This window comes from Mesorhizobium sp. P3_B5 (assembly GCF_056402815.1).
Genome location: NZ_JBFUGR010000009.1, coordinates 170,485 through 194,260 on the forward strand (window position 1 = coordinate 170,485; position 23,776 = coordinate 194,260).

A 23,776-nucleotide genomic window follows, 5' to 3' on the forward strand; every position below is an offset into this window, starting at 1 on the left:
ACAAAGCAACGTGCTTCGCCTTCACTCGACTTCGCGCAGGCGATAGCCGACGCCGGTTTCGGTGGTGATGTAGCGCGGCTGGTCGGGGGTCTTTTCGATCTTCTGCCTGAGCTGGCGGACATAGACCCTGAGATACTGCACGTCGGTCGAATCGCCCCACACCTGTTTCAGCAGAAAATGGTGGGTAAGCACCTTGCCGGCATGCTGCACCAGGATGCGCAGGATGTCGTATTCCTTCGGCGACAGTTTTATCTCCTTGCCCTCGACCTTGACGATGCGCTTGACCAGATCGACGGTGAGGTCACCGGTGTGGAACACCGGCTTCTCGCCCTGCTGCTGGAATTTGTGGCGGAGCGCCACGCGAATGCGCGCGACCAGTTCGTTCATCCCGAACGGCTTGGTGACATAATCGTCGGCGCCAAGCTCCAGAGCCTGGACGATGCCGGCCTCGTCGGTGCGGCTGGACAGGATGACCACCGGAATATCGAGGCCATCGTCGCGCCATTTGCGCAAAAGGTCGTGGCCACTCATGCCGGGCAGGCCGAGATCGAGCAGGATCAGGTCCGGCCTGTCCGTCTCAACGATCTCGATCGCGGCCTTGGCGTTGGGTGCCTCGCTGATCGCATAGCCTTGGCTGCCGAGGCCGACGCGAAGCAGTTTTCTGATTGGCGGCTCGTCGTCGACGACCAATATCCTGACGTTCGAATTGGTCATGCCAAATCGCTCACATCCTGGTCATCAACATTGGCGTCGACGACATCGGGCAGTTCCGCCGCCACCGGCATTCGGATGGTGAAAACGGCACCCGAGCGGTCGGTCCGGTTTGCCGCCGCAATCGTCCCGCCCATGGCCTCGATGAAGCCGCGGCAGATCGACAAACCAAGCCCGGTGCCGGCGCGGACCTGGTCGCCTTTGCGCACCCGGTAGAACGTATCGAAGATGCGTTCGAGATCGCCAGGGGGAATGCCCGGTCCCTCATCCATGATCTGCAGGGTGACGGACCCGTTGTCGACCCAGCCCTGCAGCCGGATAGTCGAGCCCGATGGCGCGTATTTTGCGGCATTGTCGAGAAGATTGAACAGCACCTGCTCGAACAGCACCGGGTCGAGCCGCAACATCGGCAGATCCGCGGGAATGTCTATCTCGGTCTTGTGCTCGCAGATGATCTTCTTTGCCCGATGCAGCGCGGAACCGACAATGTCGCCGACGTAATGGAAGGCATAGTTGGGCTCCATGGCACCGGATTCGATCTTGGTCATGTCGAGCAGATTGGCGATGAAGCGGTTCAACCGTTCCGATTCGTCGAGGACGGTCGACAGTAGTTCTGCCCGGTCTTCTTCAGGAAGAGCCGGCGCAAATTCGCGGAGCGTGCCGGCCGCGCCCATGATGGCGGCAAGCGGCGTTTTCAGATCATGGGAAATGGAGGTCAGCAGCGCCGAGCGCAGGCGGTCCGCCTCGGCCGCAAGCTTGGCCCGGTCGACGTCGCCGACGAGCTGAATACGCTCGATGGCGACAGCCGCCTGGTCGGCGAGCGCATCGAGCAGCCGCTGCTGCTCGGGCGTCAGCAACGGGCCTTGCTTGTCGTTGTCGAGGCCGATGACACCGACCGCCGTGCGCCCGGTCCGCAACGGCAGATAGAGGCGTTTTGCACCAGGCAGCGTGTCGGCGCCGCGCCCGGCGGCGCGGTTGTGCTCCCAGGCCCAGCGCGCGGCCGCGATGTCGGCCTCGGCCAGCGTGTCGTCGGGCGGATAGCCGGCCTTGACGGTGATCGTTCCGTCCTCCGGCAGGAGCAGTACCACACGCAGCTTCAGCATCGAGGCGATTTGGAAGGCGGTGGCCCAGAGCACGTCGTCGAGCGTCCCGGCGCCAGCAAGCTTCTTTGAAAAGAGATAGATGTCCTCCGTCGCCCGTGCCCGCGATCGGGCGGCGACCGCCTGACGCTGTACGCGCGCGGTCAGATTGCTGGCGATGACGGCAACAACGAGGAAGACGGCGAGCGCGACGATGCTCTCCGGATCCCGGATCGTCAGCGTGTAGCGCGGCTCCAGGAAAAAGTAGTTGAAGGCAAGGGCGCTGACGAGACAGGCGTACAGGGCCGGCCACAGACCGCCGGTCACCGCCGATGCCAGCACGCCGATGAGGAAGATGATCGCGAGATTGCGAACGTCGAGAAACTGGTCGAGCAGAACGGCAAAGGCGAGCGAGCCAGCAACGAAGGCCGTCGCTTTGAGATAGGGCCAGACATCGAACTGCCACTGCTCGTCCGCCGCCTTGACGCTCCTGGCGCTGGCCTCGTTGCCTCGATCGGTTCCCGAAATGACATGGACGCTGATGTCGCCGGCATTGCGGATGAGATCGTAGGTGAGCGAGCCCTCGATCAGTTCGCGCCAACGCGATCGCGTCGGCCTGCCGATGACGATATGGGTGAAGTTGTTCGCCGTCGCGTGGCGAACGATGTCCTGGGCGACGTTCTGACCCGGAATGGTCGTCACCTCGGCGCCGAGCTGCTCGGCAAGGCGCAAATGCGTCGCCAATCGGTCCTTGTCCTCCTCGGACATGGCGGCCGAGCGAGGCGTATCGACATTGAGCGCCGTCCACGGGGCACGGAGCCGGTCGGCCAGCCTGCGCGCATAGCGGACGCGGGCGGCCCCGCCTGGACGCGCGTCGACGCAGACGAGAACCCTTTCCCCGGCTGCCCAAGGTCCGGGGATAGCATGGGCCTGCATATGGATCAGCAATTGCTCGTCGACGCGCTGGGCGGTGCGGCGCAGCGCCAGTTCTCTCAGCGCCGTCAAATTGCCGGGCGAGAAATAGTTCTCGATCGCGCGCTGGGCAGTGTTGGGGAAATAGACCTTGCCCTCTTCGAGCCGCTTGATCAGGTCGTCGGGGGTGAGGTCGATGATCTCGACGTCGTCGGCCTGATCGATGATGGAGTCCGGGACCGTCTCGCGGACCCTGACGCGGGTGATCTGCGCCACGACGTCGTTCAGGCTTTCGACATGCTGGATGTTGAGCGTCGTGTAGACGTCGATGCCGTGCGTCAGGATTTCCTGGACGTCGAGGTAGCGCTTGGGATGGCGGCTGCCCGGCGCATTGGTGTGGGCGAGCTCGTCGACAAGAACGAGAGCAGGGCGCCGGGCGAGGATAGCATCGATATCCATCTCTTCGAGGATGCGGCCCTTGTAGTCGACTTTCTGGCGCGGGATGACCTCGTAGCCCTCGACCAGCGCCAGGGTTTCCTTGCGGCCGTGCGTCTCGACGATGCCGATCACCACGTCGATGCCGTCGGCCAGCCTGGCGCGGCCCGACATCAACATTTCGTAGGTCTTGCCGACGCCCGGTGCCGCGCCCAGAAATATCCTCAGGCGACCGCGCGCCTCCCGCTCCGCATGATCAAGCAGCGCGTCCGGAGAAGGTCTGGTTTCGTTGCGTCTATCTTCCGGCATTGGCATTCTTGTCGATCATGAATGGCGCCGGGGATGCTGTCGATCCCCGGCTGGTACCATTCACTCTTTCGCGGCGTCCAGCGCAAGGTTGAGCGCCAACACGTTCACCACCGGCTCGCCCATGAAGCCGAGTTCGCGATCCTCGATGTTGCTGTCGACCAGCGTCTTGACCTTAGCCTCGTCGACACCCCTGGCCTTGGCCACCCGGGCGACCTGGAAGTAGGCCGCTTCCGGACTGATATGCGGGTCCAGCCCGCTGCCAGAGGTCGTGACCAGATCCATCGGCACCGGCTGGTTCGGATTTTCCGCCTTCAATTTTTCGGCGTCGCCCTTGATGCGGTCGATCAGTTTGGGGTTGGTCGGGCCGAGGTTGGTGCCGCCGGAGGCGGCGGCGTTGTAGCCGTCCCCGGCAGCCGAAGGCCGGCCATGGAAATACTTGTCGCTGGCGAAGCCCTGGCCGATCAGTTCGGAGCCGATGACCTTACCGTCCTTCTCGATCAGGCTGCCATTCGCCTGATGCGGGAACAGAGCCTGGGCGATGCCGGTCATCCCCAGGGGATAGACCAGGCCGGTCAGGACGGTGAAGAAGACGATCATGACGATCGCGGGTCTAATTTGCTTGAGCATGAATGTAATTCCTTATGCGAGGCCAAGCGCGGTGATGGCCATGTCGATCGCCTTGATGCCGACGAACGGAACGATGATGCCACCGAGGCCGTAGACGAGCAGGTTGCGGCTGAGCAGTGCGCCGGCGCCGATGGCGCGGTATTTGACGCCTTTCAGCGACAGCGGAATCAGCGCGATGATGATCAGCGCGTTGAAGATGATGGCCGAGAGAATGGCGCTCTGCGGCGTTGCCAGATGCATGATGTTGAGAGCTTCCAACGGGCCGGTGGTGTGCCCCGGCGCGATGTAGAAAACGGCGAACATGGCGGGGATGATGGCAAAGTATTTGGCCACGTCGTTGGCGATGGAGAAGGTCGTCAACGAACCACGCGTCATCAGCAGCGCCTTGCCGATCTCGACGATCTCGATCAGCTTGGTCGGGTCGCTGTCGAGGTCGACCATGTTGCCGGCTTCGCGGGCGGCGACCGTGCCGGTGTTCATGGCGACGCCGACATCGGCCTGGGCAAGTGCGGGCGCATCGTTGGTGCCGTCACCGCACATGGCGACCAGCTTGCCCTTGGCCTGTTCGTCGCGGATCAGCTTCAGCTTGTCCTCCGGCGTCGCCTGGGCGAGGAAATCGTCGACGCCGGCTTCGGCCGCGATCGCCGCCGCCGTCATCGGATTGTCGCCGGTGATCATCACCGTGCGGATGCCCATCTTGCGCAGTTCGGCAAAGCGTTCGCGAATGCCGCCCTTGACGATGTCCTTGAGGTGGACGACGCCGAGCAGGCGGCCGTCGCGCTCCACCGCCAGCGGCGTGCCACCGGACTTGGCGATCTCGTCGGCGATGGCCTGCAGGTCGCGCACGGTGTCGCTGCCGGGACGTGTGCCATGGGTGGCGACCGTCGACTGATTGACAAAAGCGAGCACCGAGTCGACCGCGCCCTTGCGCACCGACGAGCCATCGACGTCGACGCCGCTCATGCGGGTCTGCGCGGTGAAGGGCACGAAGGTGGCGTGCAATGTCGCCATGTCGCGGGCGCGGATGGCGTATTTTTCCTTGGCCAGCACGACGATCGAGCGTCCCTCAGGGGTCTCGTCGGCGAGCGAGGCAAGCTGGGCGGCGTCGGCCAGTTCCTGTTCAGTGACGCCCTTGACCGGGCGGAACTCCGTCGCCTGGCGATTGCCAAGCGTGATGGTGCCGGTCTTGTCGAGCAGCAGCGTGTCGACGTCGCCGGCGGCCTCGACGGCGCGGCCGGACATGGCCAGCACATTGAAGCGCACCAGGCGATCCATGCCGGCAATGCCGATGGCCGACAGCAGCGCGCCGATGGTGGTCGGGATCAGAGTGACGAACAAAGCGACAAGCACGGTCACCGAGATGTAGCCGCCCGAATAGGAGGCGAAGCTCGGGATGGTCGCGGTGGCCAGCACGAAGATCAGCGTCATGCCGACGAGCAGGATGTTGAGCGCGATTTCGTTCGGCGTCTTCTGGCGCGAGGCCCCTTCGACCAGCGAGATCATGCGGTCGAGGAAAGTATGCCCGGAGGCGGCAGTGATGCGCACGCGAATCCAGTCGGACAGCACCTGCGTGCCGCCGGTGACGGCCGAACGGTCGCCGCCGGATTCGCGGATGACCGGCGCCGATTCACCTGTTATCGCCGCCTCGTTGACCGAGGCGACACCTTCGATCACTTCACCGTCCGAGGGGATGATGTCGCCGGCTTCGACCAGAACCGCGTCGCCAACCTTCAGGCTGGTGCCGGGCACCAGCTTGAATTTTGTGCGGTCCTCGCCGGTCAGCAGCTTGGCCTGGGTCTCGGTGCGCGCCTTGCGCAGAGAATCCGCCTGCGCCTTCCCGCGGCCTTCGGCGACCGCTTCGGCGAAATTGGCGAACAGCACGGTGAACCACAGCCAGATGATGATCTGCAGCGAGAAGCCGAGATCGCCACCGCCGGTGACGAGGTCCTTGATGAAGAGCACGGTGGTGAGCGCCGAGACGACGGCGACGACGAACATCACCGGATTTTTGCTCAAGGTGCGCGGGTTCAGTTTCCTGAAGGCGCCGCCGATGGCGGGCCACAGGATGCGGGCATCCATGATGCTGGCCGATTTTGAGTGACTCATTTTGAAGCTCCGGCTTCGCTGTTGTTGGACGGCACCGGTCGATCGGATGCCGAAAAGGGCGGCCCGTAGACCAGCAGCCAGATCACGATCATGACTGCCGCCAGGCCGAGGAACGTGGACACGGTCGGGAAGGGAGGGGGAGTTGCCTCCCCCGCATTGTCGGCTCGGGGCCGAGCCTTGCGGCGCATGATGTTGAACCAGCCCATGACGGTCTCAGAAGGTCTGCCCATGGATGCCGGCCAGATGTTCGACGATCGGTCCGACGGCCAGAGCCGGGAAGAAGGTCAGGCCGCCGACGATCAGGATGACGCCGACCAGCAGCCCGACGAACAGCGGACCGTCGGTCGGGAAGGTGCCGGCGGAGGCCGGAACCGTCTTCTTCGCCACCAGCGAGCCGGCTATGGCGAGGGCCGGAATGATGACCAGGAAGCGACCCATCAGCATGCCGATGCCGATGGTCATGTTGTACCAGGGCGTGTTGCCGGTCAGGCCGCCAAAGGCCGAGCCATTGTTGGCGGCCGCCGACGTGTAGGCATAGAGAACCTCGGAGAAGCCGTGCGGGCCGGAATTGCCCATCGAGGCAACGCCTGTCGGCAGCACCACGGCGACGGCCGTGAAGATCAGCATCGCCAGCGGCAGGCAGAGGATGGCGAGCATTGCCATCTTGACCTCCTTGGCCTCGATCTTCTTGCCGAGATATTCGGGCGTGCGGCCGACCATCAGTCCGGCGACGAAGACGGCGACGACGATGTACATCAGGATGCCATAGAGGCCGGCGCCGACACCGCCGACGATGACTTCGCCGAGCTGCATGTTGATGATCGGGATCATGCCGCCCAGCGCGGTGAAGGAGCCGTGCATGGCGTTGACCGCACCGCAGGACGCGGCCGTGGTGATGACCGCGAACAGCGCCGACAAAGCGATGCCGAAGCGGCTCTCCTTGCCTTCCATGTTGCCGCCGTCGATGCCAAGCGCATGGACCAGCGGGTTGCCGGCGGCTTCCGCCCAATAGCAGATGGCGACGCCGGCGATGAACATGACGCCCATGGCGGCGAGGATCGCCCAGCCCTGGCGCTGGTTGCCGATCATGCGGCCGAAAACATTGGTCAGCGCCGCACCGATGGCAAAGATCGTCACCATCTGGATCAGGTTGGAGATCGCATCGGGATTTTCGAACGGGTGGGCGGCGTTGGCGTTGAAGAAGCCACCGCCATTGGTGCCGAGCATCTTGATGGCGATTTGCGAGGCGACCGGTCCGACCGCGATCGTCTGCTGGGCGCCCTCGAGCGTCGTCGTGTTGACATAGGCGCCGAGCGTCTGCGGCATGCCGAGCCAGACATAGACCAGCGTCAGGACGATACAGAACGGCAACAGCAGATAGAGGGTGGAGCGGGTCATATCGACCCAGAAATTGCCGATCGATTTGCCCGATGCCCGGGCAAAGCCACGGATCAGCGCGATGGCGATGGCGATGCCGGTTGCCGCCGACAGGAAGTTCTGCACGGTGAAGCCGGCCATCTGCACGAGATAGGACATTGTGCTTTCGCCGCCGTAGTTCTGCCAGTTGGTGTTGGTCATGAAGCTGGCGGCGGTGTTGAAGGCGAGCCCAGGCTCGACGGCGGCCATGCCGGCGGGATTGTAGGGCAGGCTGCCCTGCAGCCGCTGCAAGGCATAGAGCACCAGGAAACCGGCCAGGTTGAAGAACAGCAGGGCCGCCGCATAGCCGGTCCAGTGCTGCTCCTCGCGCTCGCTGGTTCCCGAAATGCGATAAAGCCCGCGCTCAAGCGGGCCAAAAAGCGGCGAAAGCAATGTGCGTTCGCCGGTGAAGATGCGGTGCATGTAGCCGCCGAGCGGCTTCACCAGCAAAATGATGATCCCGCAATAAACGAGGATCTGGAGCCATCCGTTGAGAGTCATTGAAGGTGCTTTCCGTGCCTGGTACCAGGTGCTGTCAGAAGCGTTCTGGACGAACGAGGGCGTAAGTCAGGTAGGCGAGGAGGAACAAGGTCACACCGCCGCCAAGGATATAATCGACAAGCATTTTTGGATCCCCGCTCAAATTCTGTCGCAGGCTTTGACGTAGGCGAAGGACAGGGCGAAAAACAAAACGCCTATCCCGATGACAATGACGTCCATTGTGCTGTTCCTTACTTCGGCTTTGTACTTGGCTCTGCAATCGGCAGGGCCGAAATTCCATGAAAGAGGCTCGCCGTAGCTTGATCAGTGACGGCGCCGGGAGCGTTTTGCTCGTCATGGAATATGGACCCGATCTCCATAAAGGTTCGAGACGGGGCGCAGAGGAAAGATATAAAATTCCTATAAAGATTTCCGACGCGGGGGGCCGGGCCTCGCTCCGCCTGATGGCGATATGTCGGACATTTGATCGCAATCCGCACGCCAGGCTTCGGGGTTGTTGCGAGCGGATTATCGCCATTATGGTAGGGGTCGACGAACGGCAGAGAAGGACCGAGAGGTCGGGATTTCTGCCGCGTGCGGCGTGCAGGATGAGGGAAGACCAGATGCTCGACATGGCACCATCGAAACAGGCGGCGACATGGCTCTCCGCCTTTGCGCGGGCGCTCGAAGCGGGCGACGCCACGGCGGTGACCGGGCTGTTCGTCGAGGACTGCTATTGGCGCGATCTCTTAGCCTTCACCTGGAACATAAAGACCATGGAAGGCCACGCTGCGATCCGCGACATGCTCAAGGCGACGCTGGCGACGACCAAACCGACCGCCTGGCAACTCGCCGGCGAGGCCACTTCGGACGAAGGCACGATAGAAGCCTGGTTTACCTTCGAGACGTCATCGGCGCATGGCCAGGGCCTGATGCGTTTGCAGGACGGCCGCTGCCGGACGCTATTCACGGCGATGAGCGATCTCAAGGGATTTGAGGAGCGCAAGGGGCCCGCGCGACCGCTCGGTGTGCGCCACAAGGCCGATCCGGACCGCGAGACCTGGTCGGAGGCGAGGGCGCGCGAGACGCGTGACCTCGGCGCCAGCGAACAGCCCTATTGCCTGGTCATCGGCGGCGGCCAGGGCGGCATCATGCTGGGGGCGCGGCTGCGGCAACTGGGCGTGCCCACGATCGTCATCGAGAGGAATGCCCGGCCAGGCGATTCCTGGCGCAACCGCTATCGCTCGCTCGTGCTGCACGATCCGGTCTGGTACGACCATCTGCCCTACATTCCGTTCCCGGAAAACTGGCCGGTGTTCACGCCCAAGGACAAGATGGGCGACTGGCTGGAGATGTACACGCGCGTCATGGAGCTCAACTACTGGGTCGCGACGAAGTGCATCAGCGCCAGATATGACGAGGCGGAGAAGGTCTGGACCGTCGAGGTGGAGCGCGTCGGCCGGCGCATCACGTTGAAGCCGAAGCACATCGTCTTCGCCACCGGCGCCTACGGTCCGCCGCGACAGATCGATCTGCCGGGTGCGGAACAGTTCAAGGGCGAGTTGCTGCATTCCAGCCAGTATTCCAGCGGCGAGAAATTCCGTGGTAAGCGGGTCGCCGTCATCGGCGCGGCAAGCTCTGGCCATGATGTCAGCGTCGACCTGTGGGAGAGCGGCGCCAAGGTGACGATGGTCCAGCGCTCGCCGACGACGGTGGTCAAGTCGGACACGCTGATGGAGGTCGGCTTCGAGATATTTTCGGAAAAGGCGCTGGCGCGCGGCATCACGACCGAGAAGGCCGACATGATCGTCGCCTCGACGCCGTTTGCGCTGCTGCCGAAAGGCCAGAGGGCGCTGTACGAAATCATCAAGGCGCGCGATGCGACGTTCTATGACCGGCTCCGCGGCGCGGGCTTCGCCATCGATTTCGGCGAGGACGAGACCGGCCTTTTGATGAAGGCCTACCGCACCGGCTCGGGTTTCTACATCGATGTCGGCGCCTCGGAATTGATCATCGGCGGCGAGATCGGTGTTCGCAGCGGCGTGGCGATCAAGTCGCTGACGCCGACCGGGATCCTCTTCGACGATGGCACCGAGCTGGTGGCGGACGCGATCATCTCCTGCACCGGCTATCAATCGATGAACGAGACGGTTGCCGCGATCGTCTCGCGCGAGGTCGCCGACAAGGTCGGTCCGTGCTGGGGGATTGGCTCGGGCGTGAGGGGCGATCCGGGGCCATGGCAAGGCGAATTGCGCAACATGTGGAAGCCGACGGCACAGGAAGCACTGTGGTTCCAGGGCGGCAATCTGGCGCTGTCGCGGTTTTACTCGAAGTATGTGGCGCTGCAGATCAAGGCACGGATGGAGGGCATTGCGACGCCGGTGTATGGGGCACCGAGTAACGCAGGGCGGTGAAGCTCGATCTCCCCCCTCGAGGGGGAGATGGCCGGTAGGCCAGAGGGGGTTGGTCCGACTGGGCTCGGCCTCTTGCAACAGATGGAGGTTGGCGCTGCACGCGCGGCGACCCCCTCTGTCGCCTTCGGCGACATCTCCCCCTCGAGGGAGATCACCCACGCCCGAAATGCCTGGCCGCAACCTCGACATGCGTATGCTGCGCATGCGGCTCAAAGCGCTCGGTCTCATTATGGTCAGGCGTCTCGTTCGGCCACCAGGTGCCGCCGATGGCGATGCCTTCCGAGATCAGCCGCTGCTCGGCAACCAGTGAGGCACCCACCGCATCGACGAAGGTGAAGCGACCCGAAGCCAGCCGCAACACCGCGACGTCGCCGACCGAACCAACCGCCAGCGTGCCGAGATCGGGTCTTGCGATCGCCTCTGCCGGCCGCTGCGTGGCGGCGCGCAGGACTTCGACCAGCGGCATGCCGAGCGCCAGCAGTTTCGACATGCAGACAAGGATGTCGAAGGCGGGACCGTCGACGCAGTAGAGGTGCACGTCGCTCGAGATCACGTCGGGCGCCAGCCCCTCCTTGAGCATCGCTTTGGCGACCTCGAAGTCGAACGAGCCCATGCCGTGGCCGATGTCGAAAATGACGCCGCGTTCGCGTGCCAGATGCATGTCCGGCCGCACCGCACCCGAGGCGAAGACCGGCGCGTTGGGAAACGGCCGGAAACAGTGGGTGAGGATATCGCCCTTGCGCAGGCGCGGCAGCACTTCCGAGCGGCCGGGCGGCGGCTCGTCAATATGCGCCATCAGCGGCATGCCCGCTTTGTCGGCGGCCTCCAGCGCGAGGTCGACCGGCGCGATGCCGCTGGTGCCGCCGGCATGCTTGCCGGAGCGGACTTTCACGCCGACGACGACATCGGCGTGCTCGCGCACCGCCGCGACCACCTCGCGCGGCTCGCAGAGCCTGAGGTCGCTGCACTCGCCGACCGACACGGTCTGCGAGAACCCAAAAATGCCGGCAAAGGAGATGTTGACGTAGGCGAGGATGCGGACCTTCGAGCGCTCGATGACATGGCGACGAAAGCCGAGGAAATTGCCGGCGCCGGCACTGCCAGCATCGATGAAGGTGGTGGTGCCGCTCTTGGCGGCGAGGCGGTCGGCGTCGACGCCGAGCGAGGTGCCGCCCCAATAGACATGGCTGTGCAGGTCGATGAGGCCAGGCGTGACGATGCAATCTCTCGCATCGACGACTCGTGTGGCGTGTTCGGCATCGATGGCGGCTTCGATCGCGGCGATGCGGCCATTGGCGATGGCAACGTCGCGCTGTCCGTCGAGGCCCGAGGCCGGATCGATGAGCCGGCCGCCTTTTATGAGGAGATCGAATTGCATCGGCGCCAGCTCCCTTGCGTCGTCCCGTCAGACCGGTCTGTAGGCGACGGCCTCGACCTCGATCTTGATGTCGATCATCAGCCGCGATTCGACGGTGGTGCGGGCCGGCGGATTCCTGGGAAAATGCCTGGCATAGACGGTGTTGAAGGCGCCGAAATCGCGCGCATCCTCAAGCCAGACCGTGGTCTTGACCACATCGTCCAGGGTGCAGCCGGCCAGCGCCAGTGCGGCCGTCACATTGGAGAGCACCTGTTCGGTCTGCTCAACGATGCCGCCGTTGACCACCAGGCCATCGCTGCCGACCGGCACCTGGCCGGAGACATAGACGAAATCGCCGGCACGGACGGCCGGGGAGAGCGGGACATGGGATGTTCCAAAACACTGTTTGGGCAAAGGGGTGGCCTCCTGTTCAGAAATTGTCGGGACGCCTGCGATCCCGTTTCTTCCGGACCCTCTACGCCTCTCCACACAATCCTCATAGAGCCCTTGCAAGCAAGCAACATTTTTCGAAATGCGTGTTGCTTTACGACAAGCGGCACAGCATTTTGCCCGCCGCCGGCCGATCGCACTCGCGGGGCATGGACCGTGAGGCGGCTGCCGCATTGCCGGACAGGAGAGACCAGGAATGACCTACGACAAGAACCCGTTTCCGGCCGGCGATGCCGATCGTCACGCGCTTTGGGAGATGCTGGTGCGGCGCGACATCGATGCTTTCATCAGCCAGGACTGGTCGATGGTCGAGGATGATTTCCTTGCCGCCAGCTTCTTTGGCATGCACGCGCATTTCCTCAGCGACGCGGACGCGTGGCGGCTGCAGTTCCCGACGCTGACGGCCTATCGCGACGAGTGGCTGCGCCAGGCCAAGGAGACGGCGGCGACAGAGTTTGCCGAACCGCTGCGCGAGGCGATTTTCCGGGTCACCAACATGCGCGACATCGATGTCGATGGCGACCGTGCGGTGCTGCACAAAAAGTTCAACGGCTCCATCGCCAAAGCCGACGGCACAGTCGACAAGTTGAAATGGCAGACGCTCTATTTCTGCACGAAAGTGGCTGATCGCTGGAAGATAGCAGGCTTTGTCGGCTACATGCCGCATCCGCTGGGCAGCTAAACGCGCACCGGTCCCGGCAGGTCAGCCGCTTGGCAGGCCTTCACGCACGAACATGCTGGCCTCGCGTGCGGCGGCGCTGAATGCGCGTCGCGCCGTGCCAACCGCACGCCGCTGCTCCATCGCATCCATCTGGGCTTTCAAGGCCGACCGGTATTTTGGCCCGCGGCTGTCATCCGGCCAGTTGTCGACCAGCAGCGAGGCGGCCTGGACTGTCCCGGTCACTGTCAGGGGAAGTCCGGCCTGCTCGCCCTCGATCGTCACGGAAATGTCGAACTGTTCATCACGCATTACGCCAACTCCTGAACTCTACTCAGGTCGAACGGCCCAATCGGGGTATTCGTTCCAGGTAAAGCTGTCGGGCCAAATAAAGCTATCGGGACCGATGGTCGAACACGACACCCATGGTCCTACCAATTGCCGTCATGACGATCAGTTCGACCAATTCGTCGTCGCTGTCGCCGCAAGCCGGAGCACTGCGGCGGACGGCGTCCAGTGTTGCCCTGGTCGATATGGTGTCGCCGGCGCGGAATTTTGAAAGCGCAGATGAAACAAGTTGTTGGGCTGTCAGGTCAACGACAGCCACCCTCGGCACGACGTTCATTGGCCTCCTCCTGCCATGAACCCTCCCCTATTTGAATGATACGCCGAACGGCGGATTGCGCCAGCGGAATGGTGGTCCGACCAGAGCGATTGCCGACACGCTGCCGCCAAATTTGTTCAGTCGATGAAGGGACGATAAGGTCGAGCCGATACCATCCAGCACCGGCATCGAGATGAAACTGTTCTTCAGCCGCAATCCCAATCCTCGCCTTGCGGTCGCGGTGGCGCGCACGCTCAAGGCGAAGGTTGAGTTTGAGTTCGCCGCACCCATGGCGCCGGGGCAGGCCGAGCGGTTTCGGCCGCTCAATCCCAATCTTGCATTGCCCATACTGGCAGGTCCGTGGGGCAGCCTCTGGGAGGCCGACGCCATAGCCTGCCGGCTTTCACGCGGCGCGCATTCGGATTTCTGGCGCAGCGGCGACGACGAACCCGACATGATCCGATGGCTGAGCTGGGGCAAGGGGAGCTTCGTCAGGGCTTGCGACACCGTGCATTTCGAGCGCGGCACCAAGCAGCGCTATGGACTTGGCCCGATCGATCCGGGCAAGATCGAAGAGGGAATGGAAGAATTCCGCAGGGCGGCAGCAATCCTCGAGGCGGAGCTTTCCCAACGGCAATGGCTGGTCGGCACTTCGCTCTCCTATGCCGATTTCCGCATGGCGACCTTTCTGCCCTTCAACGATGTCGCCGGCCTGCCGCTGGGTGATTATCCCTCCATCTTCGCCTGGTATCGCCGGCTCGAAGACATCGACACCTGGCGCGATCCCTTCGACGGGCTGAAGGCGCCGCTTTTGCCGCCGGTGAAGCCGGCTTGATGCACCTTCCCTTGGGGTAGGCAGGCTGAGGTGTGGCGCTTTGGCAGCATAGGTGTGGAACACCGGGCGGGCGGTGATCGCCCGCTCGACGGGCCGCGGTCAGGTTGATAAGCCCTCTCTCCAAGGAGAGTCGGCCATGACCGTTGCGATCGAGATGGGACAGACGAGCGCAGGCGCCCCGGCGACCCTGGATCTTGAGGAGCTGCTGGCGACCCGCCTGTTGGTGCAGGGCAATTCCGGCTCCGGCAAATCGCATCTTTTGCGCAGGCTCTTGGAGCAGAGCGCGCCCTGGGTGCAGCAGACCATCATCGACCCCGAGGGCGACTTCGTCTCGCTGGGTGACCGTTTCGGCCATTTGGTGATCGATGCCGAGGACCATACCGAGCGCGGCCTGCAGAGCGCCGGCGAGCGGGCGCGCATGCATCGCGTCTCCACGGTGCTCAACCTTGAAGGGCTCGACGCCGAGAACCAGATGCGGCGCGCCGCCGCTTTTCTCGGCGGGCTTTTCGAGGTCGCCCGCGACCACTGGTACCCGATGCTGGTGGTGGTGGACGAGGCGCAATTGTTTGCGCCGGCGGTGGCCGGCGAGGTGTCGGACGAGGCGCGCAAACTCTCGCTCGGCGCCATGACCAATTTGATGTGCCGTGGCCGCAAACGCGGGCTTGCCGGCATCATCGCCACCCAGCGCTTGGCCAAGCTCGCCAAGAACGTCGCCGCCGAGGCGTCCAACTTCCTCATGGGCCGAACCTTTCTGGATATCGACATGGCGCGCGCCGCCGACCTTCTCGGCATGGAACGGCGGCAGGCGGAGGCGTTTCGCGATTTGGAGCGCGGGCATTTCATGGCGCTCGGCCCGGCGCTGTCGCGCCGTCCGCTCGGCTTGCGCATCGGTCCGACCGATACCCACCCGCGCAATGGCACCCCGCGGCTGATGGCGATGCCGGAAGCAGCGCTGGAGGACGCCCGCGCCATCATCCTGGCGGCGCCGCCGCCGGAAACTGTCCGGCCGCAGCGCCGTTCGTCGCCGGATCTGCTCGATCAGCTGATGGCGGCGAAATCGGCGACGCGGGAAATCCGTCCCGAAGTGGTGGAGGCGCCGATCAGCGCCGAGGATCTGGCGGAGCGGCGTGAGCGGATGGACCGTGTTTTGCGCGCCGTGCTGGCGGAACCCGACGCAGGGTTTCGAGTGCTCGGCGTGCTTTACCAGGAGTTCGTGGTCCGTTGCCGGATCGAAGGCCTCGCCTCGGTCGTGCCGGCGCTGCCGGAGTTCCGCCGCATGCTCACACGCGCCCGCGCCGGGCTCGGCTCCGATATGGCCGGCGACGATGCCTGGCAGGATGTCTCGGTGCGCGCCTCGCTGCTGCCCGAGGATATGCAAGGCGTGTTCATGATGATCGCGCGTGCGGCGAAGGAGGGCTGGCCCTGCCCGAGCGATGCCGCGATTGCCCGCGCCTATGGCTCCCACTCGCTGCGCCGCGCCCGGCGCCTGCTGACCTATATCGAGGAGCAGGGCCTGATCGTCTGCCAGCTTGACGGCCTCGGCCGGCGCACCGTGACGCTGGTCGAACTCGCCTGGGCAACGGCACCTGGCGACCCCAATGCCGAGGAGGCGGGGCAGTTGGCGGTGTGATGCGCTCAAGAAGATGTTCATCGCCGATTGGCGCGAAGGCATTTATGATCGATTCGCGGTAACACCGAAGGGATCGCAGAACGGTTTGGGCAGGAGGGTTGCTCCGGTGCGGTTGAGATCTGTCCCGCTGGCTATCGCCAGTATCCTCGGCCTGGCTGTTGTCGCCATCGCCTTGACGCTGTCGGCCCGATCCTTTGCCGCGCCATCTGCAGTTCCCGCCTGGCTGCAGGCGCATGTCGGCGTAGGCGAAGGCCAGATCGCACAAGTGGTGCTGGACAGGGCACGCGCGCTTTACCTGAAAAAGGTGAGCCAGGGCGCGGTCAGGAACCCCTGCTACTTCGCCATGGACGCGACGCGCCCAGGCGATCTCGGCAACAGCGTGCTGGGGCGCCGCTATTACGTCATCTGCGAAGCCAGCCAGTCGTTTCGCGCGATTTCGTCGGGCCATGGCGGCGGCCGGAATCTGAAAGGCGTCGTCGATTTCTCGAACGGAAAACGCTGCGCGAAAAACTTCGGCAATGCGCTGGACTCGTCATTGACGGCCGGCGGCGCCTATATGACCAGCGAGGCGAAAACCTCGTTCAAAGGCTATTACCGCACCGGCGCGAAACAGGACGCGGTGTTGCTGCGCACCTTCATCCAGTTCGACGGCGAAGGCGAAGCCGGCAACGCCAGGCAGCGGGTGATCGGCGGCCATGCGGCCCGGCTGCTCAAGGGAATGTGCCTGCGCAAGAAAACCAACAGTTCCTACGCCGACCATGACGGTTTCGTGCCTTACGGCAAGCTGGTGGACTACGCCGGCGGTCGCAGCAATGGCTGCACCAGCTGGTCGCCGGCGGATGCCGAGCAGATGATCTCGATGGTGAAGAACAACCCGACGACGCTCTACATCTACCCGGAATCGCGTGACATCGCCGCAGCGAAGTCAGGCGCCTATTGGAACGCATCCTGCCTCAAGGAAATCGGCGCACCGAAATTCTGGCCGCGGAAGACCCTCGAGCCGATGATCGCCCAATACAAGAAGGATCATCCGCCAGCGCCGCCGCAGCCGCTGCCGATTTGCACGGGGCCGTGAACTCCCGAAGCGCCTGATAGACGCTTCGAGGTTGGCGCAGGATCCAGCCAAACTGAAACAAGCTGGTTCAACTTCTCGCGAGGTGGTAGGCGTCTGAGCATTGCGTTGAGGGGCCTTTGCAGTGCTTCAGAGATTTCCTGAAACAGTAAAGTGGCACAACGACCGCACACAGCGGTTTCGGAGCCTTGCCAAGGCTCTCCTCCTCCAGACTTTGGGGATGACGCTCGCTACGATGGTGGCCGTGATCTTTTGGCGACAGGTTGCTGGTTTCACGAAGACACCCTTCGGGCTGATTTTCAGCCTCATGGTTTCGATGATCTTCGCGAGCAAGATCATCCCGGGCTTGTTCGATTTATGGCGGATGTTGCTGTGGACCGGACGCGCAATCTTTCGTCCCAGGGGCACACAGCACCTTCAGATAGCCGCAGCGTCACTGGTGACCTTCTGCTGGATTTCGCTGATCGTCTTGACAGCTCTAAGGTTTGCCGAGCCCGTGATGGGTTTTTTCGAGCGCCTGGGGATTTCCGTGTCTGTGTAGCTGCAGTGGCCGTCGATCGGACCGCAACACCTTCCGGCTGCCAATCGACGGGAGAGCTTGCCATCGGTCTCGTGGCGACCTTCTCTCAACCAGCTTCAGGCCGCTGGAACCAAATCCCGCTCTAAATTGTTCAAGTTTGATTCGACGCCGACGAGCCCTGCCTGTTGGGTAAGCGGCGATCTTGTGGAGCTCGCATCATGACCATTTCGTCCAGCTTTCGTTCGCTCGCGGTTGCCGTCATCGCCGCAGGTGCTGTCAGTGCTGCAAGTGCTGCGCATGCCGACAGCGGCACGATCCGCTTTGCCGTCTACAAGGCGGCCTTCTTCATTGGCGGCTCCGGAGGCGAGGGCACGCTGACCTTCCATGGCCGTACCTATCCCATCTCGGTCGGCGCCGTCTCGGGCGGCTTCGCCTTTGGGGTTTCCAAGACCTATTTCCGGGGCACCGTGCGCCATATCAGCCGGGTCCGGGATGCGACCGGGGTTTACGGGGCGGCGGGCGGTGGCGGCGCGCTCGGCAAGGGCGCGCAGGTGATCGTGATGACCAATGACAGGGGCGCCCAGCTCGAACTCACGGGCAGGCAGGTCGGCCTGCAGGTCAACGCCGATCTCAGCGGCATGGCGATTTCGTTGAAGTAAGGGCCGGGCCGATCTAGAGGGCGCGTTTACCGATTCGCCCCGATCACCGACTGCTCCTGGTCGATCACGGCGCCGGTCATCGGCCCGGCTGCGTCGGAAAGCAGGAAGACGGCGAGGTTGGCGATGTCGTTTGGCGTCAGCAGCCGGCCGAAAGGTTGCGCGGCGTTGGCCGTGTCGATCCAGCCCGGACCGTTGCCCAGCGTTTCGGCCTGCATGATGCGTTCGGCCGGCGTGTCGGTCCAGCCGACATTGATGCCGTTGACGCGGATGCGGTCGAAGCGATGGGCATTGGCGGCGTTCTTGGTCAGTGTCGCCAGTGCGCCCTTGGTGGCGGAGTAGACGGCAAGCTCGGGCGAGCCGCAATGGGCGTTGATCGACAGGATGTTGACGATGGCGCCGCGCTGACCGCGCTTCTTCATGTCGGCGATGGCCGCCTGCATCAGGAAGAACGGCGCGCGCGCGTTGACGGCAAAGAGCGACGCCCAGTCGTCGAGACCGGCATCGACGAAGGAAGCACGGTCGGTCAGGCCCGCGGCGTTGACCAGCCCGTCGATGCGGCCGAAGCGGCTCACGCATTCCGCCGCCAGCAGCGCCGGTGCCTCAGGGTCCGCCAGGTCAGCGGCGACGAAAATAGCTGGCGTGCCGATCTGTGAAAGCTCAGCCGCCACCGCGTTGCCGCGCGTTGGTTCGCGGCCAGAAATCAGCAGGCCGCCGGCGCCGCTATGCGCAAGCGTTTCCGCTATCGCACGGCCGATGCCTTGCGTGGCGCCGGTGACCAGCACCACCTTGTTGTCGAGCCGAACCTCCATTCCTCCTCCTGGAGTTTCTATTTTTCCAGATATCGAATGACAGGTCACGCTAGTCAATCGCGCCGGCGCGGTTCTCGGTGGGCGGCCACAAGGGGAAGGTCACTCGACGCCCAGCTGCTCCGCGAGATCCGTCAGCATCGGGCGCTGCCCCGCAAGAATCTTGACGGCGGCCTCGGCCAAGCTGAACCAGCCCGCCCTGTCGACCTCCGGAAATTCCTTCATCGATCCAGACCGCGGGGGCCATTCCATGGTGAAGCTGTTGCTCTTGATGGTGGCCACATCGATGTCGATACGCGCCTCGACCGACCAGGCGATGACGATCTTGCCGCCCGGTTGCCTGTAGTCGCCAAGGCGGGTGAAGGGGCCATCGACCTTGAGGCCGAGCTCTTCCGCGGTCTCGCGTTGCGCGGCCGACAACTCGTCCTCGTTCTCGCCGACGAGGCCCTTCGGTATCGACCATGCACCGTCGTCCTTCTTCGCCCAGAACGGTCCACCGGGATGAACCAGCAGCACCCGAAGGTCGCCATCGCCTCGACGGTAGATCAGCAAGCCCGCGCTGCGTTTTACCATTTCGATACTCTCGTTTGCGAAGCTGGTTCCAACGGGCAGCAGCCCGAGGATTGTCACCAAACCCTGGATGCGTTCCTTATGCCGACCAATTGCGACCTTATGTCAGGTGTATCTGTATTGCTCCCCACCCGAGAATAGGCAATCTGGATGCAGCCGCGAATCTACGGTGCCAAAGACTAGCCGGGGCGTCCTCAATGCAACTGGGTCTTATCGGCTACTATAGCGACTTCGTTGTCTATCCGCTGGTGATCGCCGTGCTGGCGGTCGCCGGGCTGCGTGAGGCCGGCGAAAGCAATGCGCCCGGCTGGATAGCTACGGTCATCGCCTGTCTCTGTCTGTGGACGCTGACCGAATATCTCCTGCACAGGTTCGTCCTTCACCACATTCCCTACATCAGGGATTTGCACGATCGTCACCATGTCGAGGAGCGCAGTTCCGTGGGCACGCCGACCTGGCTCAGCCTCGGGGTGCATGGGCTGATCGTGTTTTTCCCGGTATGGATGGTGTCAGGTTTCGCAACGGCAAGCGCTGTAAGCTGCGGGCTGATGCTGGGGTACCTCTGGTACATCAGCACCCACCACATCATTCATCACTGGCACCCCACCCATCCGAGCTATCTCTACACGCTCAAGCGCCGCCATGCCGTGCATCACCATGTCGACGAGACGGTCAATTTCGGCGTGACGTCAGCCTTCTGGGACAGGGTATTCGGTACAGCTAAGCTCTGAAGCCAGCGGGCGTGCCTCGGCCGGTCAGCGCCGCTTTCCACGACCGCCGGGAGATTTGGCTCCACGAGGCCCGCTTTGGACCGGCGTGTTGTGCTGGTTTTCGTCGGACAGTTTGCGCCAGCGGGCAAGGCGCTCCGGATCGAGCGTTCCAGCCTTCAGCGCAGCCTGCACCGCGCAGCCCGGTTCGTGGACATGGGTGCAGTCGCGGAACTTGCAAAGCGGGGCAAGCTCGGTGATTTCGGCAAACAGCGTGTCGATGCCATAGGCGACGTCGCTGACCTGCAGCGTGCGCATTCCCGGCGCGTCGATTACCCAGCCGCCGCCGGCAATGGCGTGCAGTGATCGCGCGGTGGTGGTGTGGCGTCCCTTGGCATCGTGTTCGCGAATGCCGGCGGTCTGTTGCGGCAATTGCTGCGCCGATCCGGCCAGCGTGTTGACCAGCGTCGATTTGCCGACGCCGGAGGAGCCGACCAGCGCCACCGTCTGCCCCGCGCCGCACCAGGCGGCGAGAGCGGTTGCGGCATCTGATGTACGAGGGTTTAGCATCACCACGGCCAGTCCGCGCTGAAGTGCCGTAGCCTGCTTTTGATACACCTCGGCGTCTTCGGCCGTATCGGCCTTGGTCAGCAGGATCACCGGCGTCGTTCCGGCCTCGTTGGCCAGCGCCAGATAGCGCTCGAGCCGGGCGATGTTGAAGTCGGCATTGCAGGAGGTGACGATGAACAGCGTGTCGACATTGGCCGCCGCCAGCTGCGGGGTCCTGCCACCCTGGGTGCGGCGCTCCAGCACCGTCTTGCGGGTCAGCCGGCGGTGCAGCAGATGGTTTTGGGGCTCGACAAGCACCCAGTCGCCGACGGCGTAGTCGCCGGTGTTGGCATTGGCCGGCAGCGTCAGATCCGTTGACCCTGTCTGAGACAGGCCGGTCAGCCGGTCACGGTGCACCGTGGCGATGCGCGTCGGGACGAGGTTTTTCTCATGCGGTTCAAGCTGGTCGCCGAAAAAATCCGTCCAGCCCAGGCTTGCAAGGGAGATTGAGGCGGGATCCGTCACGGTTTTGACCAGGGCGTCGCAGACATCGGTCAGTATCCTTGGCAAATGAGCGCGAACGAGAGCCTCTGGGGACGGCCGAGCTGCCCCAGCCGCTGTATGGGCGGCATGGCGGGGTTTGGCAAGCATTTCGCGGAGAAGGCCGGGTTTGGATGGTTGAGCTGAGGGCCGGAGGAATCGGGCGTCTTCGCTGCCCGACGATCGTCACATCTGCACCGACATTCCGCCATCCACGGTCAGAACATGGCCGTTGACGAAGGAAGCCGCTTCGCTGGCAAGGAAGAGGGCGGCGCCGGCGATTTCCTGCGGCTGTCCCCAGCGCTGCAGCGGAACCCGCTGGCGGGCGAAGGCGAGCATGTCGGGATTTTCGGCAAGCGCGGCGTTGGTCTCGGTTGCGAACATTCCCGGCGCGATGGCGTTGCTCGTCACCCCGCGCGCGCCATACTCGACGGCCATGCTGCGCATCAGGCCGGTCAGCCCCTGCTTGGCGGCGGGATAAATGGCATCGCCGGACCGTGCCATCTCGCCGGAGATCGAGGTCACCGCGATCAATCGGCCATGACCTTGCGCCTTCATGATTTCCGCCGCGTCGCGCGACAGCGAGATCGCTGACAGGAGATCGGTCCGGATCAGGTCGAGGATCTCGTCGTCGCCGAAGGCGGCGAGCGGCCGCCTGTCACGGGCACCGACATTGTTGACGAGAATATCGAGCCGGCCGTGGGTCTTGCGGATATCGGCGATCACGGCGCGGCCTGCCTGTATGTCGGCCATGTCGAAGGTCGCTGCCTGTGCACTGCCGCCGCCCTCGGCAATGGCGGCGACGGCACTGTCGAGCGTTGCAGCGGTGCGTCCGGTGACAACCACATGGGCGCCGGCCTCGGCAAAGGCACGCGCGATCTCGAAGCCGAGCCCACGCCCGCCTCCGGTGATCAGCGCCACGCGTCCGGCCAAGGAAAATCGGTCGAAAATGCTCATGTCGGGCGAGCCTCATTGTGCACAGAAATGCCCGCGACCGGCATGAACCCGGTCGCAGGTTTGATCTCTGGCGGATGCGATCAGAGCCGCTCGGCCCGGATCTTCAGGATCTGGTACAGCATGTTTCGAATGCGCTGCCAAACGGTCAGTCGCTTGATCATGCCTTCCCCCTCCTTTTGCTCGCTGATGTCTCTGCCCGTTCAGATGATTTGTGCCGCCAGTGCGACGCCGACCAACGAGGTGCCGATGCCCGCCGTGCGGATGGCGCCCGGCCAGCGCCGAAGCGTCATGGCGGCCAGCGCACCGGTCGCGTGCAGGGCCGAAGTGGCGACCACGAAGCCGATCGCGTAGGCGATGCCGCTGGCCGTCTCGGGAATTTCGAGGCCGTGGGCATTGCCGTGGAAAAGCCCGAAGAGGGCGGCCAGCGCCGCTGCAGTGACAAACGGCAAAGGTTTTGCGAGCGCCATCATGGCGCCGAACACCACCAGCGACAGGGCGATGCCGGACTCGAGCGACGGCAAGCCGATCCCGGCGATGCCGAGCAAGGCGCCGGCGATCATCGCCGCGACAAAACATGACGGCACGACGATGATGGCCTTGCCGCCGGTCCGGGCGGCAAAGATGCCGACAGCCATCATGGCAAGCAGATGGTCGATGCCGGCCAGCGGGTGCTCGAAGCCGCTCACAAAGCCGTGGACATGGAAGCCGCCGCTATGCGCGAAAGCCAGGGATGGCGTGAGCACTGCTGCGACGGTCAGGGCAAGCCTGGAAAGCGTTGTTTTCATCGTTCTGGACCTGTTTGAAAGGGGTTTGGTCGGTTGGAAGCCGGGGCTCATTGTCCGGATCCCGGCATGGCGAATTGCGCGGCCCCGGATCGGTCGGCAAGAAGCCTGGCCTGGCCAAAATCGAGAGGCCTTTGCCCGGCGCCGTCATGATAGACGAAGGCCAGGCGCCGCCGTCGTGACGCCAGTTTCGCGGGCAGCGGGTGATAGGTCACGCCGGCGCCACCGATCAGTGGCATGACGGCGCCGACGTCGACCATGTCTTGCGTCTCGACGCGCAGAAGATGCAGCCGCAAGCCGTCGGCGGTTTCGCCGACAAAGGGAATTCCGGCGAGGCGCAGGAAACTGGACGGATCCGGCGCCCGCGAAAATCCTTCGAGAAAGGCGATCTCGACGAGGTCGAGATCCGTCGTCCTGGGGTCGGCGGGTTCGGGCGCGTGGTCGTGCGGCAGATGCGGCGTCTGCCATTGCAACGGCTTGCCGGCCGGTCCGTTGTGGCCGACAGGGTGCGGATGATGGTGGTGACCATTCGGCCCATGGTGGTGGCCGTCGCCATGGTCGTGGCCGTGGTGATGATGATCCTCGTGCATG

At 63.9% G+C, this 23,776-nt stretch carries 25 protein-coding genes; 8 read left to right on the plus strand and 17 right to left on the minus strand.

Annotation, left to right across the window (positions count from 1 at the left end):
• Positions 1 to 21: 21 nt before the first annotated feature.
• The 7 genes from AC1DVW_RS22310 to AC1DVW_RS22340 are packed head-to-tail and all read right to left on the minus strand — an operon-like array spanning position 22 to position 8,709.
• Complete coding sequence (locus tag AC1DVW_RS22310) at positions 22 to 714, minus strand: response regulator transcription factor (protein WP_477325924.1); 693 nt, start codon at positions 712 to 714, stop codon at positions 22 to 24.
• A complete protein-coding gene (locus tag AC1DVW_RS22315) occupies positions 711 to 3,446 on the minus strand; it encodes a DUF4118 domain-containing protein (RefSeq protein ID WP_477325926.1) in 2,736 nt (911 codons plus the stop codon). The genes AC1DVW_RS22310 and AC1DVW_RS22315 overlap by 4 nt, the downstream gene beginning before the upstream one ends.
• 60 nt (positions 3,447 to 3,506) lie before the next feature.
• The gene (kdpC, locus tag AC1DVW_RS22320) at positions 3,507 to 4,073 is read right to left on the minus strand and encodes a potassium-transporting ATPase subunit KdpC (RefSeq protein WP_477271377.1); all 567 of its coding nucleotides are present in this window, start codon (positions 4,071 to 4,073) and stop codon (positions 3,507 to 3,509) included.
• Between the two features lie 12 nt (positions 4,074 to 4,085).
• The gene (kdpB, locus tag AC1DVW_RS22325) at positions 4,086 to 6,179 is read right to left on the minus strand and encodes a potassium-transporting ATPase subunit KdpB (protein ID WP_477325927.1); all 2,094 of its coding nucleotides are present in this window, start codon (positions 6,177 to 6,179) and stop codon (positions 4,086 to 4,088) included.
• Complete coding sequence (locus AC1DVW_RS22330; protein ID WP_477249159.1) at positions 6,176 to 6,385, minus strand: hypothetical protein; 210 nt, start codon at positions 6,383 to 6,385, stop codon at positions 6,176 to 6,178. The genes kdpB and AC1DVW_RS22330 overlap by 4 nt, the downstream gene beginning before the upstream one ends.
• A gap of 7 nt (positions 6,386 to 6,392) precedes the next feature.
• The gene (gene kdpA / locus AC1DVW_RS22335) at positions 6,393 to 8,096 is read right to left on the minus strand and encodes a potassium-transporting ATPase subunit KdpA (RefSeq protein ID WP_477325929.1); all 1,704 of its coding nucleotides are present in this window, start codon (positions 8,094 to 8,096) and stop codon (positions 6,393 to 6,395) included.
• Positions 8,097 to 8,130: 34 nt separating this feature from the next.
• Positions 8,131 to 8,709 (minus strand): potassium-transporting ATPase subunit F, encoded by a 579-nt coding sequence (locus AC1DVW_RS22340; RefSeq protein WP_477325931.1) that lies wholly within the window; start codon positions 8,707 to 8,709, stop codon positions 8,131 to 8,133.
• Between AC1DVW_RS22340 and AC1DVW_RS22345 the strand changes: the two genes are divergently transcribed.
• Positions 8,699 to 10,489: an NAD(P)-binding domain-containing protein gene (locus tag AC1DVW_RS22345; RefSeq protein ID WP_477325933.1), complete on the plus strand. Its 1,791-nt coding sequence runs from the start codon at positions 8,699 to 8,701 to the stop codon at positions 10,487 to 10,489. The two genes, AC1DVW_RS22340 and AC1DVW_RS22345, sit on opposite strands and share 11 nt — an antisense overlap.
• Positions 10,490 to 10,640: 151 nt before the next feature.
• On the opposite strand, the gene AC1DVW_RS22350 is transcribed toward AC1DVW_RS22345, so the two are convergent.
• Positions 10,641 to 11,867, minus strand: coding sequence for an amidohydrolase/deacetylase family metallohydrolase (locus tag AC1DVW_RS22350; RefSeq protein ID WP_477325935.1), 1,227 nt, complete (start codon positions 11,865 to 11,867; stop codon positions 10,641 to 10,643).
• A gap of 27 nt (positions 11,868 to 11,894) precedes the next feature.
• Positions 11,895 to 12,260 carry a RidA family protein gene (locus tag AC1DVW_RS22355; RefSeq protein ID WP_477325937.1) on the minus strand — a complete coding sequence of 122 codons (366 nt, stop codon included), beginning with the start codon at positions 12,258 to 12,260 and terminating at the stop codon, positions 11,895 to 11,897.
• A 232-nt stretch (positions 12,261 to 12,492) separates the two neighbouring features.
• Between AC1DVW_RS22355 and AC1DVW_RS22360 the strand changes: the two genes are divergently transcribed.
• Complete coding sequence (locus AC1DVW_RS22360; RefSeq protein WP_477325939.1) at positions 12,493 to 12,978, plus strand: hypothetical protein; 486 nt, start codon at positions 12,493 to 12,495, stop codon at positions 12,976 to 12,978.
• A 21-nt stretch (positions 12,979 to 12,999) separates the two neighbouring features.
• Here AC1DVW_RS22360 and AC1DVW_RS22365 read toward each other — a convergent pair whose 3' ends face one another.
• Together AC1DVW_RS22365 and AC1DVW_RS22370 are read right to left on the minus strand one after the other, a co-directional pair.
• On the minus strand, positions 13,000 to 13,266 hold the full coding sequence (locus tag AC1DVW_RS22365; protein WP_477325941.1) for a DUF982 domain-containing protein: 267 nt from the start codon (positions 13,264 to 13,266) through the stop codon (positions 13,000 to 13,002).
• An 82-nt stretch (positions 13,267 to 13,348) separates the two neighbouring features.
• The gene (locus AC1DVW_RS22370) at positions 13,349 to 13,579 is read right to left on the minus strand and encodes a hypothetical protein (protein WP_477249146.1); all 231 of its coding nucleotides are present in this window, start codon (positions 13,577 to 13,579) and stop codon (positions 13,349 to 13,351) included.
• 172 nt (positions 13,580 to 13,751) lie between these two features.
• On the opposite strand from AC1DVW_RS22370, the gene AC1DVW_RS22375 reads away from it, so the two are divergent.
• From AC1DVW_RS22375 to AC1DVW_RS22395, 5 genes are all read left to right on the plus strand, one after another.
• Positions 13,752 to 14,393: a glutathione S-transferase family protein gene (locus tag AC1DVW_RS22375; protein ID WP_477249145.1), complete on the plus strand. Its 642-nt coding sequence runs from the start codon at positions 13,752 to 13,754 to the stop codon at positions 14,391 to 14,393.
• A gap of 136 nt (positions 14,394 to 14,529) precedes the next feature.
• Positions 14,530 to 16,023 carry a helicase HerA domain-containing protein gene (locus AC1DVW_RS22380; RefSeq protein ID WP_477249143.1) on the plus strand — a complete coding sequence of 498 codons (1,494 nt, stop codon included), beginning with the start codon at positions 14,530 to 14,532 and terminating at the stop codon, positions 16,021 to 16,023.
• Positions 16,024 to 16,129: 106 nt separating this feature from the next.
• On the plus strand, positions 16,130 to 17,098 hold the full coding sequence (locus AC1DVW_RS22385) for a hypothetical protein (RefSeq protein ID WP_477325943.1): 969 nt from the start codon (positions 16,130 to 16,132) through the stop codon (positions 17,096 to 17,098).
• Positions 17,099 to 17,219: 121 nt separating this feature from the next.
• Positions 17,220 to 17,636 carry a hypothetical protein gene (locus AC1DVW_RS22390; protein WP_477325945.1) on the plus strand — a complete coding sequence of 139 codons (417 nt, stop codon included), beginning with the start codon at positions 17,220 to 17,222 and terminating at the stop codon, positions 17,634 to 17,636.
• Positions 17,637 to 17,833: 197 nt separating this feature from the next.
• Positions 17,834 to 18,274 (plus strand): hypothetical protein, encoded by a 441-nt coding sequence (locus tag AC1DVW_RS22395; RefSeq protein ID WP_477325947.1) that lies wholly within the window; start codon positions 17,834 to 17,836, stop codon positions 18,272 to 18,274.
• A gap of 26 nt (positions 18,275 to 18,300) precedes the next feature.
• On the opposite strand, the gene AC1DVW_RS22400 is transcribed toward AC1DVW_RS22395, so the two are convergent.
• Together AC1DVW_RS22400 and AC1DVW_RS22405 are read right to left on the minus strand one after the other, a co-directional pair.
• Positions 18,301 to 19,083, minus strand: coding sequence for an SDR family oxidoreductase (locus AC1DVW_RS22400; RefSeq protein WP_477325949.1), 783 nt, complete (start codon positions 19,081 to 19,083; stop codon positions 18,301 to 18,303).
• A 99-nt stretch (positions 19,084 to 19,182) separates the two neighbouring features.
• On the minus strand, positions 19,183 to 19,653 hold the full coding sequence (locus tag AC1DVW_RS22405; protein WP_477325951.1) for an NUDIX hydrolase: 471 nt from the start codon (positions 19,651 to 19,653) through the stop codon (positions 19,183 to 19,185).
• 194 nt (positions 19,654 to 19,847) lie between these two features.
• Here AC1DVW_RS22405 and AC1DVW_RS22410 point away from each other — a divergent pair, with 194 nt between their 5' ends.
• Positions 19,848 to 20,381, plus strand: coding sequence for a sterol desaturase family protein (locus tag AC1DVW_RS22410; RefSeq protein WP_477325952.1), 534 nt, complete (start codon positions 19,848 to 19,850; stop codon positions 20,379 to 20,381).
• 24 nt (positions 20,382 to 20,405) lie between these two features.
• Here the strand turns inward: AC1DVW_RS22410 and rsgA are convergent, their stop codons facing one another.
• The 4 genes from rsgA to AC1DVW_RS22430 form a co-directional block, all read right to left on the minus strand.
• Entirely contained in the window at positions 20,406 to 21,443 is a 1,038-nt protein-coding gene (gene rsgA / locus AC1DVW_RS22415; protein ID WP_477325988.1) for a ribosome small subunit-dependent GTPase A, read from the minus strand.
• A gap of 189 nt (positions 21,444 to 21,632) precedes the next feature.
• Complete coding sequence (locus AC1DVW_RS22420) at positions 21,633 to 22,403, minus strand: SDR family oxidoreductase (protein ID WP_477325954.1); 771 nt, start codon at positions 22,401 to 22,403, stop codon at positions 21,633 to 21,635.
• 200 nt (positions 22,404 to 22,603) lie between these two features.
• The gene (locus AC1DVW_RS22425; RefSeq protein ID WP_477325956.1) at positions 22,604 to 23,188 is read right to left on the minus strand and encodes a HupE/UreJ family protein; all 585 of its coding nucleotides are present in this window, start codon (positions 23,186 to 23,188) and stop codon (positions 22,604 to 22,606) included.
• 47 nt (positions 23,189 to 23,235) lie between these two features.
• A complete protein-coding gene (locus AC1DVW_RS22430; protein WP_477325958.1) occupies positions 23,236 to 23,775 on the minus strand; it encodes a hypothetical protein in 540 nt (179 codons plus the stop codon).
• Position 23,776 lies beyond the last annotated feature (1 nt).

What these genes read in the sequence shown, in the direction of transcription:
- AC1DVW_RS22310 (WP_477325924.1), bottom strand. Translation starts at nt 714, where the DNA reads ATGACCAATTCGAACGTCAGGATATTGGTCGTCGACGACGAGCCGCCA.
- AC1DVW_RS22350 (WP_477325935.1), bottom strand. Translation starts at nt 11,867, where the DNA reads ATGCAATTCGATCTCCTCATAAAAGGCGGCCGGCTCATCGATCCGGCC.
- AC1DVW_RS22345 (WP_477325933.1), top strand. Translation starts at nt 8,699, where the DNA reads ATGCTCGACATGGCACCATCGAAACAGGCGGCGACATGGCTCTCCGCC.
- AC1DVW_RS22330 (WP_477249159.1), bottom strand. Translation starts at nt 6,385, where the DNA reads ATGGGCTGGTTCAACATCATGCGCCGCAAGGCTCGGCCCCGAGCCGAC.
- AC1DVW_RS22365 (WP_477325941.1), bottom strand. Translation starts at nt 13,266, where the DNA reads ATGCGTGATGAACAGTTCGACATTTCCGTGACGATCGAGGGCGAGCAG.
- AC1DVW_RS22360 (WP_477325939.1), top strand. Translation starts at nt 12,493, where the DNA reads ATGACCTACGACAAGAACCCGTTTCCGGCCGGCGATGCCGATCGTCAC.
- AC1DVW_RS22425 (WP_477325956.1), bottom strand. Translation starts at nt 23,188, where the DNA reads ATGAAAACAACGCTTTCCAGGCTTGCCCTGACCGTCGCAGCAGTGCTC.
- AC1DVW_RS22395 (WP_477325947.1), top strand. Translation starts at nt 17,834, where the DNA reads ATGACCATTTCGTCCAGCTTTCGTTCGCTCGCGGTTGCCGTCATCGCC.
- AC1DVW_RS22430 (WP_477325958.1), bottom strand. Translation starts at nt 23,775, where the DNA reads ATGCACGAGGATCATCATCACCACGGCCACGACCATGGCGACGGCCAC.
- AC1DVW_RS22405 (WP_477325951.1), bottom strand. Translation starts at nt 19,653, where the DNA reads ATGGTAAAACGCAGCGCGGGCTTGCTGATCTACCGTCGAGGCGATGGC.
- AC1DVW_RS22315 (WP_477325926.1), bottom strand. Translation starts at nt 3,446, where the DNA reads ATGCCGGAAGATAGACGCAACGAAACCAGACCTTCTCCGGACGCGCTG.
- AC1DVW_RS22375 (WP_477249145.1), top strand. Translation starts at nt 13,752, where the DNA reads ATGAAACTGTTCTTCAGCCGCAATCCCAATCCTCGCCTTGCGGTCGCG.
- AC1DVW_RS22420 (WP_477325954.1), bottom strand. Translation starts at nt 22,403, where the DNA reads ATGAGCATTTTCGACCGATTTTCCTTGGCCGGACGCGTGGCGCTGATC.
- kdpA (WP_477325929.1), bottom strand. Translation starts at nt 8,096, where the DNA reads ATGACTCTCAACGGATGGCTCCAGATCCTCGTTTATTGCGGGATCATC.
- AC1DVW_RS22340 (WP_477325931.1), bottom strand. Translation starts at nt 8,709, where the DNA reads ATGTCGAGCATCTGGTCTTCCCTCATCCTGCACGCCGCACGCGGCAGA.
- kdpC (WP_477271377.1), bottom strand. Translation starts at nt 4,073, where the DNA reads ATGCTCAAGCAAATTAGACCCGCGATCGTCATGATCGTCTTCTTCACC.
- AC1DVW_RS22380 (WP_477249143.1), top strand. Translation starts at nt 14,530, where the DNA reads ATGACCGTTGCGATCGAGATGGGACAGACGAGCGCAGGCGCCCCGGCG.
- AC1DVW_RS22370 (WP_477249146.1), bottom strand. Translation starts at nt 13,579, where the DNA reads ATGAACGTCGTGCCGAGGGTGGCTGTCGTTGACCTGACAGCCCAACAA.
- kdpB (WP_477325927.1), bottom strand. Translation starts at nt 6,179, where the DNA reads ATGAGTCACTCAAAATCGGCCAGCATCATGGATGCCCGCATCCTGTGG.
- AC1DVW_RS22410 (WP_477325952.1), top strand. Translation starts at nt 19,848, where the DNA reads ATGCAACTGGGTCTTATCGGCTACTATAGCGACTTCGTTGTCTATCCG.
- AC1DVW_RS22400 (WP_477325949.1), bottom strand. Translation starts at nt 19,083, where the DNA reads ATGGAGGTTCGGCTCGACAACAAGGTGGTGCTGGTCACCGGCGCCACG.